Origin of the sequence: Sporolactobacillus vineae DSM 21990 = SL153 (assembly GCF_000377985.1) — a bacterium.
Taxonomy (GTDB): domain Bacteria; phylum Bacillota; class Bacilli; order Bacillales; family Sporolactobacillaceae; genus Sporolactobacillus; species Sporolactobacillus vineae.
In genome coordinates this window covers 1-12565 of the sequence record NZ_KB899059.1, presented here as the reverse complement: position 1 = coordinate 12565, position 12565 = coordinate 1, and the positions used below count along the sequence as shown (strand labels likewise).

Genomic DNA, 12565 nt, shown 5'->3' with positions numbered 1-12565 from the left:
TGCTGCTTCCGTACTTTAATTTTTAATGTGAAATGACCAGTTTTATGTTCTGTTGGGATTTTTCATTTTACATAGAGATATTTGGTGATAGACTTTCCGCCAATTTTAATGACTACGCGATATTTTCCTTTTTTTGTGTTCGTGCCCACACGCCATTTCCATGTAATTTTCCCGTTGCTGCCGGCATACTTTGTCCCGAGACCCTTGGCTTTGCTGGCACCTGAGCTGTAGTAGACTTTAATCGTGGCTTTTGTTCCTTTTTTAGCCGCAACTGTGACCGATGCATACTGGCCGCGTGACACGGTCAGTCCTCCTGATATTCGATAGGCTGTCGTTGGTTTCTTTAACGTATGAACCTGATATCGATAGCCGCCGGTTGTCACATATCCTTTGATTTTCCAGATCCCGAGTTTCTTTTTCTTTGCTGCGTTTTGGGCTGCACGAAGGGAGCTCAAATGCTGAGTGTTCGGCTTGTAAACGTAAGCGACCCGGGCATAGCCGGCACGGATAACGTCATAGTTATAGAGGTGCCCTCTGGCTGTATAGATGAAGGCCAGTAAGCGATGATACTTGTCGTACCGATGCCCTTTCACCCCTTCCTGAAGGCGGATATGACTGCCGACAGGAAGCTCTTTCTTTGCAAAGGCTGAGGCGGTCGGCCCATATGGTTCAACACCATATCGCGGATCATGTGTCTCCGGTGTGTCAATCAGCAGCATACGTATCTCCACTTTTTTACCATGAAGCCGGACGTAAATCGAGTCGCCGTCAACCTCTTTGGCTATAGTTGCAGCTACCGCCCCTTTTGGGTAGGATGCCGCCTGTGTGACGGCGGGAGCTGCAACCAGTGAAGAAGACAGGATCAGACTGAACGCCAGTGTTACTGTAAGCAATACTTTCCTAAGAGAATGCAAGATGTAATTCCCCCCAATAGATACTTTTCCATGTAACTCTCATCAAGAGTACACAGCAGGCGCACCCAGCTATCGGGTTTGAAAACGGTAGCTTAGTCTTTAATTAAGAGACAAAAGTGTGTATTTATGCTTTGAAAGTATATTTTATCCATCATAATGTCAAGAAAAATTTGATGTTTGCCATAAAAATAAGAATTTCATGGTAGTTCTTAATTCGAAATTCTGGTAGATTAAGGGATAGATATTTCCGTGGAGGAACTGTATGAGGAAAAAATATGCAAGACTATTGTTATTTCCGATGCTGATTGCTGCTTTCCTGATTTCATCAATAATCATAACAGGAGAACCATTAGTAGCTCATGCCTCAGGAGCTTTAGTCAAACACGCTTCCAGGACGATCACCATTCATTCAAAAGCGAGCAGTTCCAGCAAAGTCGTCGGGAAACTGCCGGCGAACGCACCTGTCTTTGTTTATCGTTCAATCGGAAGCTACTACCGGATCAATTATAAAAATAAAATTGCTTATACATACAAAAAGTATGTTGCCGGCGGGAGTCCGAAAGTGCGTTACACAGGTTATGCGGCGGATACGGTGTATCTGCACTCGATACTCACCGGAAAGACGATGAAAACCACACTCTACCTTGCGACGCCGATCAAGGTATATGCCAAACAGGGGCATTGGCTGACCATTGGTTATTCAGGTGGCTATCACGGCTATGCCGTGACCTATGACAGCCATGTGGTCCGCTATGCAAAAAGGGGAATCGATTTATTTTATGATCAGTCATCGGCTTCCGGTGGACTGGACTTTAAAAAAGTGAAACAGGCGGGCTTCCATTTTGCAATCATTAAAGCAAGCGAGGGAAAAGATTATCCGGTTGCAGGAACAAAATCTTATTTTGTTCAAGATGTTCAAAATGCCAGCAAAGCCGGTCTTAAGGCGCACGCGTACCATATGTTTGATGCGACAAAAATTAGTGACGCACAACTTGAAGCCGATCAGTTTGCGAGACAGATGAATCCTGTAAAGAAACTGCTTGGGTATGCTTTTGTCGATGTTGAATATAAGAATTTGACACACAATCAAACAGATCTTACAAATGAAGTTAATGCCTTTATTAACGAACTCAAGAAAAAGGGATATACACATGTGGGCATCTACTCAAACTATTATTATTATCAGGAAAGACTGATTCCTTCCAAGCTGCTGCTCAAAGGCAATCTACTCTGGATCGCGCGCTACAATGCAACACTCGGGATGAAAGCCGATGTCTGGCAGCATCGGGATACTAACTGCACGATAAAAGGCGTCAAGGGCAAATTTGATTTCGACCTGACTTATAACAGGGCAATCGGAGGATGATGCCTAAAGCAGATTGGGGATCAAATCCGCCGTGTATCAGATGATTATCAGAAACATTATATAGGGTAACAGCCCCTCCACGTAATCTGTTGACATGATTAAGATCCTTGATCAATGATCTTTCAACCTGCATTCCCGTGTATTTATACCAATAATCGAGTCTGATTCCTTTTAAATCAAGGTATTCAGGCTTTTTTACTGTTGCTTTAATGCCGACTTTCTTCTGGATGTTCACTTCATTCCTCATTAGAAGTCGATTGAATTTTGACGTAATCGAATGATTGTTCGGATTCGGATTAGGGTGATTACGGCCAACGAACTGTGCCAGGTGGTACATTCCGTTGGCCGTAATCAATCAGGGAGCCATATAATTTATTTTCGTGGTTTATTTTATTATGTCAAAAATAATCTTTTAAAATAAAATGGGATATATTAATGGCCCTTAAGTAATGCTGTTCAATATATTTTAACAATTAGGAATCATTAACTGGATAATTTATGCTATATTTAATTCATTAGTACCAGGTTCTTTATACCTATAATATGAGATTATGAGGAATAGGAGGAAAATTTTATATGGAAGAGACGGAAGAAAAGCCTGGAAGAAAGCGATCCATTCTCATTATTCTTGTACTTCTTTTGCTATTGGGCGGTTTTGGTACATATTTCACCATTCAGATTGTGAAACAGCATACGATTCAGCAGGAGCTGTCATTAGGTAATCATTACTACAAGGAACATAAGTACAAAGAAGCGATCATTGCTTATAAGAAGGTTTTGAGCATTGATCCGAACAATGTGGAAGCACGTATTGGTTTGGCAAAGTCTTACCTGGCGCTGAAGATGTACAAACCTGCAGTTCAGGTGCTGAAAGCAGGGATAAAGTTGTTGCCCGATGAGCCCAGGCTCTATCTCGGGTTAAGTGATACCGATCTGGCACGCGGTGATGTGCTGGCAGCGATCCGTGATCTTGACAATGGGTATTCGAAAACGAAAGATGGCCAGTTCGCAGATAAATTAGGGCAAATGAGCCAGAGCATTTCCATTGAGTCGGACAAAAATAATGTTCAGATCGGCACGTCGGCTCATCTCAAGACAATTTATAAAAAATCGCCTGATGCCAAGGGAGAACTTGTTGAGGCCAGCTGGTCGCTGATCCCCGGTGATCTGGGGAACCTGTCTTCGAAGACGGGGAAACAGAATACATTTACGGGCAATAAAAATGGTGATGAGTCCGTAATGGCAAAAATGGGCTCGATTTCGGAACAGAAGAATATAAAGGTCAGCAAGCATGTTCTCACATCACTTCAGATTCAGACATCCACGACACAGGCGACGCCGGGTCAGCGAATCCAGCTGAAAGCAGTCGGGAAAGATGCAGATGGGAAAACATTCAGCGTTAATCCGCTTTGGTCTGTTACCAGCGGTGCGGGTGATCTCTCTGCTCAGGAAGGAGAGACCGTATATTTCTCATCGGAACAGACAGGAACAGCAAAGGTCACAGCTGAAGCGAATGGCAAACGGGATACTGTAACCCTCGATGTAAATAAGGCACCGACACCGTCGACAGAAAATGCATCTGACGCTGCGGCAGCCACCGGGTCGACTCAATTGGAACAGCCGGCACAGTCTTCTCAACCTGTTGCTGCGACACAAACAACACAGCTCTCCCAAACCGCGGCGGCAACAACTGGTACGGATGTGCTTCATCCGCAATCCGGTTCGGCTACACGGCCCGTCACAGCAACACCGCAACCCGTTGCGACACAGCCGATCGCTTCAGGAGGAACAACCACTCATTCTTTGACGGGATCGCAGCCGACAGCTGCTTCCCCGGTTGGTCCATCTGCGCCGGCATCATCACCAGTTGCAGCAACGCCGCAGCCTGTTCCTTCAAATCCGGAGCAGCCGGCGCCGACACCGCAGCCAACCGGCGGCATTTCAGGAACAATTACGGATGCACAGAGTGGAGCGCCTGTCTCTGGTGCCACAGTGCATGTGTTAAATGCTGATGGTTCAGAAGCAGCATCTGGGACCACCGATCAGAACGGGAATTACACAATCGCAGCTTTGAAACCGGGAACCTATACGGTTAACTATTCAGGAACAGATTATGTCACGAAGAGTGAACAGATAACAGTGATGTCCGGAGCGACGACGTCGCAAAATGAAACGATCATCAAACAGGGACAGGCAGCTTTCCAGGTTGTTTTGACCTGGGATGCCGAGCCGGATGATCTGGATTCCCATCTTGCATGGGTCGACGCAAGCGATCCTTCGACTACAAATCAAGTTTATTATGGCAATACGGCGGTACAGGACAGCAATGGCACAACATTGGCAGAACTGGACCATGATGATACGGATGCCTACGGACCTGAGACAATAACAAGTTTCCAGGAAACGCCCGGTACCACTTACAGATATTTCGTTTATAATTTTTCACATGGTAATGATACAGAGTTAAGCCAGAGTCAGGCGGAAGTAGAATTGTACCGTGACGGCCATCTTGTGAAGACGCTGAACGTCCCGACAACAGGTAATGGCTATGTATGGCACGTGTTTGAGATAACGGACGGCACCATAAGAATCATCAATACGATCGATGCTTCAGATCCGGATTATAGTGAAAGCTTAAGTGATCCGGAGACAACGGCAGATTCAGGCGACACAGGCAGTTCAGCACCGGCAGCCGCGGACTCAACAAATAGTGCGACCACGGATTCAAGTTCATCAACAGCACCATCAGCATCTGCAGACAGTTCTGATCCGTCACAGTTGGAGTCAGACAGCTCGTCACCGGCAGCAGCGACATCGAGTCAGCCTTCTGATGATGGGAATAGTTCATCAACTGCAGCGGCTTCGCAGCAGCCAAGTGACAGCAGCTCAACTGCTGCATCTTCTTCGGCTCCTGTTGCTCCATAACTTAAACGTATTAAAGAATTCTCTGGGACCAGCTTTCCAGAGAATTTCTATATCTACTTAAAAATCAGAGAGGGAAGAGACCATGACACGTTTCAGAAAAATCATTGCAGTACTTCTGATAATACCACTTGCAGCATTTACCGTGCAGTTTTCCGGAACAGCTCAGGCAGCAGAAAAAGCAGTAACATTCAAAGATAAAAATCTGGAACAATCCGTTCGTAAAGCAATCGACAAACCGGTTGGTACGATTTATCAAAGTGACGTAAATAATTTGAAGACACTGGATGCCAGTGACAATCACATCAAGGATCTGAATGGTATTGAGAATCTGTCCAGTCTCACCGATTTGCGACTGGAGAACAACTTGATTTCCGATATTACGCCACTCCAGAAGCTTAAGGACCTTCAATCTCTGGATTTAACGAATAACCAGATTCAATCAATCACACCGTTGCAAAACCTGGACAAGATGGAACGGCTCTTCCTGAGTGACAACCAGATTCAGGACATCGATGATCTGAACAATTTATCACGGCTGAATACCCTGATGCTGGAGAATAACCAGATTAAGTCGATCAATGGGATCAATAAATTAAATAAGCTCGTCAATCTGCATCTCGACAGCAACAAGATCGAGGATTTGTCCGCAGTACAGCAGCTGCTAAATTTGAAGGTACTGCGTGCAGCAGATAACAACATTTCCGATGCTTATGCTTTGACCAAACTTTCTGATTTGAGAGTGCTCGATCTTTCCAATAACCCGGTCGTCTTGCTGAAACCGCTAAGTAATCTTACAGAGCTGCGTGTGCTTGATCTTTCCCATTCCCGGGTTAAAGAACTTGATCCATTGCGCGGACTGACCAGAATTCAGGTGCTCGATCTGAACGACGATAAGATTCAAAATATCGGTCCGCTGGAAAATCTGACAAGTTTAAAAGAATTAAAATTGACTGGCAATCAGATCAATGACTTTTCTCCAGTTGAAAGTGTCTATCAGACACTGGATCATAAAGATTTTTCAATGGGTACGGAGAAATCTGGTACAAAGCCGGCCCAGAGTTCAAATAATTTCATCCTTTATGCGCTGCTGGCCATCATTCTGGTTCAGTTTGCAGGATTATTTCTCGTCTTCTTTAATACGAAGAAGAAATATCAGGGTTAAAGTACCTCAGTTTGAAATAGAGCGGATATAGGGGAGAGAGCAATGTTAGATCAAGCAGCCAATGCACGTAAAGGCGTGCTGAATATTTATATCGATAACGCATTGGTCAATTCATATGAGTTCGGTTTGGCCTCAGATAAAGTGCTGACACTGGGCCGAGGCACGGAGAACACCATTGAAATTCACTCCCCGATTGTTTCTTTGCACCATGCAAAGGTTGAAGTTCACGATGGACACTGTTCGATTGTTGATCTGGACAGCACAAACGGGTTGGTGATCAATGGCAAGCGGATCAAGAATCAAGAATTAAAGAATGGTACACAGATTTTGATCGATGATCCGGAACATCATCATGATAAAGGTGTTTTTATTCTTTTTTCATTGCTCGATGAAGGGGTCGGCGAGAAATGGAATGAGCTTTATTTAAAACCGGATCAGACCGTAATGATCGGCCGGGATCATTCAAATGCACTGGTCATCGCCGAGGGACCGGTATCGAGGAAACATGCTGAGATTCATTTGGGCAGTGGAGGATTCAGTATCCGCGACTGCAACAGTACGAACGGCACCTTCGTGAATGGAAAACAGATCCGGTCAAGCGTTCAATTGAAACCGCATGATGTGATCATGATCGGCCGGACAAAATTTATCGTTCAAGAAAATAAGCTGATCTACAACACGAATATTCACGGCCTGCAGCTGGATGCGATTGCCATCTCAAAAACCGTGGAGGAATCCCACGGCCTGTTTAAGAAAAAAGTCCGTAAGAAAATCCTCGACAACATCACAATCAGCATCAAACCAGGTGAACTGGTAGCACTTGTCGGCGGCAGCGGTGCGGGAAAGTCAACATTCATGGATACGCTGAATGGGTTCCGTCCGGCAACAGAAGGCGGCGTGCTGGTGAATGGTGATGATTTCTATGCGAACTTCAATGCCTATAAAAATATTATGGGCTATGTGCCGCAGCAGGACATTGTCTATGAAGAACTGACCGTCAGCGAGATGCTGACTTATGCTGCACGACTGAGAATGCCTGAAGATTCCAGCAAGGAAGAAATCACAGCACGGGTTCGCCGTGTTGTAATCGATGTCGAGCTCGATGGCAAAGAGAATCTGGTCATTCGAAATCTGAGCGGCGGGCAGCGCAAACGTGTCAGTATTGCGGTGGAACTAATTGCCGATCCGAAACTGTTCTTTCTGGATGAGCCGACGTCGGGGCTGGATCCCGGTATGGAGCGAAACATGATGCGTCTGCTTCGGAAACTCTCAAATACCGGAAAGACAATCATTTTGATCACCCATGCGACGGCAAATCTCTATCTCTGTGATAAAGTGGTTTTTCTCGGCACCGGCGGAAAGCTCTGTTATTTCGGACCACCGAAAGGCGCACTGGAATTTTTCAATGTGGATGGATACACCGATGTATATGATCAGACAGGCGAACGTGCCGCTTACTGGCAGAAAAGGTTTCTCAAATCGCAGTACTACTCCTATGTGCATCACATGGCACCATCCGGTGAAAGTGCCAGACAGAAGTTGATCACCATCCGACGGAGCGCACTGCGTCAGTTCAGAATCCTTCTCGAACGGTATTTGAAACTGACATGGGTAGATCATGCACGCTTTTTCCTGCTCATACTTCAGGTACCGGCGATTGCCTGGCTGCTTGGATTTGTTGGAAATCATCATTCATTTGATTATTATGAGACCAGTAAGGAAGTCATCTTTACGGCAGCATCTTCAGCTGTCTGGATTGGTTTGCTAAATTCTATTCAAGAGATCACTAAGGAACAGGTGATCTATAAGCGGGAACGGATGGTCAATCTGAAGATCTGGCCCTATCTCATGTCGAAGATGGGCATTCTCGGTGTACTGGCGGCGGTGCAGTCGGTGCTGTTTGTCTGGATTCTGAATTACGTCATTCCGTTTCCAAAGCAGAGTCTGATCGGCAGTGTTTCGCTTGAAGTCATGATCACCTTCTTTCTTACGGTCTTGGCTGCAACGGCGATGGGATTAGTTGTCTCCTGCCTTGTTTCCAATTCAGACCGGGCGATGAGTCTGGCTCCGCTGCTGCTGATTCCCCAGCTGATGTTCAACGGACTGGTCTTCGATCTGAAGAAATGGAGCGATCTGATTTCAAATCTGGCGATCAGCAAATGGGCTTCGCGTGCGATGGCGATATCCTTTAATTTGAACAATGTGCCGATGAAGATTGAAACCAAGGCGGCGGTTCCGCCCAGGGATCTTCCCGTCTATTTTGATCATCGAATGAATCTGCTGTGGCAGAACTGGCTGATCCTGATCGGATTTGCTGTGGTCTGCCTGATTCTCAGCAATGTGCTGCTCAAAAGAAAAGACAGCCAGTAAAATGCAGGGGGGGAGCAATATGTCAAATAATTTAACACTGATCTATCTCATTATCGGGGTTGCTCTTGTGGCGAATGTGATACTGATTATTGCCATCATGAGAAGGAAGAATACCGAAAGACCGGAAACAGCGGTGTCCCTGTATCAGAAGCTGCAGGATTCTGAAACCGGTCAGGACGAAGACCGCTCAAAAACAACGGCACTATCAGACGTACAAGCACAGCAGGTTGAGAAAGCCCGGAAGTCCATGCCGATTCCGGAAAATCGTGAAGAAGAAAAAACGGAAATGCTGCATCCGATCAGCAACCTGTCCCCAAAAATCAAGGGGGACATCAAAAATGCGGGCCCGGAAGATGCCACGATGCTGCTCAGCAAGGATGAAAGTATTCCGCCGCTTCAGAAGCAGGCGAAGAGGACCATCGACTATCAGATCGGCAGTGAAAAAGAACAATACTCCTGGACAGGCAGTGAGCCGGTCCGGATCGGAAGAGATCCGGATCAATGTGATCTGGTCATTGCCAATGACGGGTATGTTGGGCGTGTTCATGCGTTGATATATACCAAATCAGGGAAATACTATCTCGTTGACCTGGACAGTAAAAACGGGACATACATCGAATCCCGTCAGGTGAAAGGTCAGGAGGAACTTGCTGCTGGTCAGTACTTTAAAATCGGCAAGACAGAATTAGTCGTGAACTGACGGGGGATGGAAACATTGAGTGAGGAACAGGTAGATGAGACGCTGCGTATGAAGCCCTTTGTCCGATATGGGGCGGCGACTGAGAGGGGCATTCGGTCGGAAAATCAGGACAGCTATCTTGCGAGACCGGAACTCGTCATGGCGACCTTTGCGGTTGCCGACGGTGTCGGCGGGCATCAGTTCGGCGGACAGGCAAGCCGGCTGACCATTGATGCGCTGAACAGCGAGCTGGATTCGAACCGGGATTATTCTCCGGATTATGTCACGTTGTTAATGAAAAAGAAGTATGAACAAATCAATACATATATTTTTGAAGATGCCTGGAAGCGAAATGTTGTGACAGCGACAACACTGTCGATGCTGAATATTTTTAAAGACAGCATGATCCTGAGCAATGTCGGCGATACCAAAGTATTCAGAATCCGTGATGGTGAAATTCACTGCATTTCAGACATTCAGACAGCCGCATGGGAAGAATTTAAGGATGGAAAAATCAGGCGCGAAGAAATTGAGTCTAACCCGTACCGTCATGTGCTGACTCAGGCGCTTGGGGCCGATAAGACGATTCAGCCCTATATGAAAACAGAAGCGACCCGATCTCTGGATATCTATCTGATTTGCTCGGACGGTTTATACAACTTCATGGCGTCTTCACGGCTTCTGCAAATATTTGATCACTCAGTTTTGCTGAGTAATAAACAATTGGAAGCATTGTGCATCCAGTGTGTTCATGAAGCACTGGTTAATCAGAGCGATGATAATGTAACGCTTCTGGCAGTGCAGATCGTCTGATTCGGAGGTGAACCATGTTGGATTTGAAGATCGGTCAGATATTTGAAGATAAATATGAAATTTTAAAAGTACTTGGACAGGGCGGGATGGGCAAAGTCTATCTGGCACGCCATGTCAAATTAGGAACGCTCTGGGCGATTAAGCAGGTAAACAAAGAGTCGGATGTCTCCGTTGATTTGCTTGCCGAGCCCAATATCATGAAACAATTGAATCATCCCAGACTGCCAAGAATCTTTGATATTGTCGATACTTCAGAAGCTATATTCATCGTTGTTGACTATGTCCAGGGTGAGTCACTGGATAAGGTGCTGAAGCGAGCCGGGAAAATTCCCGAACCGGTTCTGGTGGCGTGGGCGAAACAGATCTGTGACGTATACATCTATCTGCATGAGCATCAACCGCACCCGATTATCTACCGGGATATGAAACCTTCAAACTTGATGGAGACGCCGGATGGCGAAGTCCGTGTCATCGACTTCGGTATTGCCCGTGAATATAAGAAAGAATCGAAAACAGACACCCAGGTACTCGGCACCAAAATTTATGCGGCTCCGGAACAATACGGCAGTGCGCAGACGGATGAACGCTCGGACATTTACAGTCTGGGTGTTACTCTTTATCAGCTGGCGACAGGCGAGTCACCTAATGCAGCGATTCTCAGCAAACCGATTCGCAAAGTGCTTCCGGAAAGTTCGGAAGGCCTTGAGGAAATACTCGGAAAGATGCTGAAGCCGGATCCGGCCGAACGCTATCAGACGGCGCGTGAGCTGCTGGACGACTTCAGTAACATCGAGAAAATGTCGTCGCGATACAAAAAGGCACGTAGGAAAAAGTCCGAGAAAGTCGGCGCTCTAATTGTCAGCGTTCTCGTCTTTTTTGCCCTCACCCTGTCCGGATTCTCGCAGGTCAAAGCGGAAAATCTGAAAAACTATCAGACACTGGTCAAGCAGGGGACCGCACTTGCGGCTGCTTATCAGTACGGGAAAGCGCAACGTCTGTTTGATGAAGCCATCCACCGCGAGCCGCATGAACTGGGTGCTTATGAGGGGACGGCGGGAAGCCTCTATCTTCAGAAGAAATATGATGAGGAAATCAAGTACATTCAGACAGTGACTAAAAATATTCCTGGGAGCGCCAAGGATCCCCGGCTGATCTATGAACTGGGAGCAGCCTGTCTCGAAAAGAAAGACTACGAGAATGCGATTACGCTGCTTCGTAAAGTCTCCGCTGCGTCTCCCAAAACGACGGTCTATCAGCGGGATCTTGCGGTGGCATTGGCCAGGGCTAAACAGCTCAGCGCTGCGAATTTAGTGCTGCAGAAGATGAATAAGGAACACATTGCTGATGAAGTGACCTGGTATGTGCAGGCGGAAATAGCCAGCGCCAGTGGAAACGATACTCAGGCAGCGGCTCAGTATAAAAAAGTATTAACCAGAGGAAATGATCCGTCTCTGAAACTGAGAAGCGTTCTGGCATTGGCTGATTTATATAAAATACATGCATCAGCACTGCATGACCAGCATCTTGATCAGCGGATTGCCATCTTGAAACAGGGATTGCAGGAAATTAAGGGTCAGGATGCGATGCAGCTTACGGAGATGCTTGCCGAAGCCTATCATGAAAAAGGCTCAGCCGGCCAAAACCGTAACGGGTTCAACAAATTATCGGTCAATCTGTTCAAACAGTTAATTGCCAATGGGTACGAGCGGCCCTATCTCTACCGCAACATCGCGATTATCTATCAGGAAATGAACGATTATAAAGGCAGTGAAAAAGTGCTGCTTGCGATGAAGAAGAAATATCCGACGGAGTACACGTGCTACATTCAGCTTGCTCTGCTCTACGCCGATATGGAAAACAGCAAGCCTGCAGCCAAAAGGAATTACAGTAGAGTCGTGAAGAATTACCAGCTTGCATTAAAGTACAGTCCGGACGGCGCCAATGATCCGGAGCTTGCACCGCTGAGTCATCTGATCGACGAGTTGAAAGCTAATCACTGGATAAAATAGGCTTAAAGCCTAGTGGTAATATGTCAAGACCCTAAAAATAGGGAATTGGAAATTTTTCAAAGCCTTTATCCAAAAACGCTTAAAAAAGCGTACACAAATCAAGCTCTACAATGATTAACAAAAATTACCATATGGTGTAGAGCCGTCATCGAAGGGATGTGATAAAAACCGTGGGACTCACGTCCTCCCTTCAGGGGGTGTGTACAATTGGTTGGTGCTTAGTAGCGAATACACCAACCGTACCAGTTTTCTTGCGGTTAAGACGAGTGCGCGTTTATGTTGATGCCGAGTCACTTCTCTGTACTTCTTCTGGTAAAAAGCCTGATA

At 46.2% G+C, this 12565-nt stretch carries 8 protein-coding genes and 1 pseudogene; 7 read left to right on the top strand and 2 right to left on the bottom strand.

Annotated features, from left to right (window positions below):
- Nucleotides 1-62 precede the first annotated feature (62 nt).
- Complete coding sequence (locus D889_RS0113210; RefSeq protein ID WP_010632813.1) at nucleotides 63-914, bottom strand: thermonuclease family protein; 852 nt, start codon at nucleotides 912-914, stop codon at nucleotides 63-65.
- 262 nt (nucleotides 915-1176) lie between these two features.
- Between D889_RS0113210 and D889_RS0113205 the strand changes: the two genes are divergently transcribed.
- The 7 genes from D889_RS0113205 to D889_RS0113175 all read left to right on the top strand — a co-directional run bounded on the left by D889_RS0113205 (nucleotide 1177) and on the right by D889_RS0113175 (nucleotide 12238).
- Nucleotides 1177-2280: a glycoside hydrolase family 25 protein gene (locus tag D889_RS0113205; protein WP_010632812.1), complete on the top strand. Its 1104-nt coding sequence runs from the start codon at nucleotides 1177-1179 to the stop codon at nucleotides 2278-2280.
- A 576-nt stretch (nucleotides 2281-2856) separates the two neighbouring features.
- A complete protein-coding gene (locus D889_RS0113200; protein WP_010632811.1) occupies nucleotides 2857-5205 on the top strand; it encodes a carboxypeptidase regulatory-like domain-containing protein in 2349 nt (782 codons plus the stop codon).
- Between the two features lie 82 nt (nucleotides 5206-5287).
- Nucleotides 5288-6367, top strand: a complete 1080-nt coding sequence (locus tag D889_RS0113195) for a leucine-rich repeat domain-containing protein (RefSeq protein ID WP_010632810.1) — start codon at nucleotides 5288-5290, stop codon at nucleotides 6365-6367.
- Between the two features lie 42 nt (nucleotides 6368-6409).
- Entirely contained in the window at nucleotides 6410-8737 is a 2328-nt protein-coding gene (locus D889_RS0113190; protein WP_010632809.1) for an FHA domain-containing protein, read from the top strand.
- A gap of 19 nt (nucleotides 8738-8756) precedes the next feature.
- On the top strand, nucleotides 8757-9437 hold the full coding sequence (locus D889_RS0113185) for an FHA domain-containing protein (RefSeq protein ID WP_010632808.1): 681 nt from the start codon (nucleotides 8757-8759) through the stop codon (nucleotides 9435-9437).
- Nucleotides 9438-9443: 6 nt separating this feature from the next.
- Nucleotides 9444-10229, top strand: coding sequence for a PP2C family protein-serine/threonine phosphatase (locus D889_RS0113180; RefSeq protein ID WP_248676843.1), 786 nt, complete (start codon nucleotides 9444-9446; stop codon nucleotides 10227-10229).
- A 14-nt stretch (nucleotides 10230-10243) separates the two neighbouring features.
- Nucleotides 10244-12238 (top strand): serine/threonine-protein kinase, encoded by a 1995-nt coding sequence (locus tag D889_RS0113175; protein WP_238537726.1) that lies wholly within the window; start codon nucleotides 10244-10246, stop codon nucleotides 12236-12238.
- 177 nt (nucleotides 12239-12415) lie between these two features.
- Here D889_RS0113175 and D889_RS15660 read toward each other — a convergent pair.
- Nucleotides 12416-12565 (bottom strand): annotated as a pseudogene (locus tag D889_RS15660) (IS110 family RNA-guided transposase); the annotation flags it as partial.

Excerpts from the sequence above, each read along its gene's own strand:
- D889_RS0113175 (WP_238537726.1), top strand. The coding sequence starts at position 10,244 with ATGTTGGATTTGAAGATCGGTCAGATATTTGAAGATAAATATGAAATT.
- D889_RS0113200 (WP_010632811.1), top strand. The coding sequence starts at position 2,857 with ATGGAAGAGACGGAAGAAAAGCCTGGAAGAAAGCGATCCATTCTCATT.
- D889_RS0113190 (WP_010632809.1), top strand. The coding sequence starts at position 6,410 with ATGTTAGATCAAGCAGCCAATGCACGTAAAGGCGTGCTGAATATTTAT.
- D889_RS0113180 (WP_248676843.1), top strand. The coding sequence starts at position 9,444 with ATGGAAACATTGAGTGAGGAACAGGTAGATGAGACGCTGCGTATGAAG.
- D889_RS0113205 (WP_010632812.1), top strand. The coding sequence starts at position 1,177 with ATGAGGAAAAAATATGCAAGACTATTGTTATTTCCGATGCTGATTGCT.
- D889_RS0113195 (WP_010632810.1), top strand. The coding sequence starts at position 5,288 with ATGACACGTTTCAGAAAAATCATTGCAGTACTTCTGATAATACCACTT.
- D889_RS0113185 (WP_010632808.1), top strand. The coding sequence starts at position 8,757 with ATGTCAAATAATTTAACACTGATCTATCTCATTATCGGGGTTGCTCTT.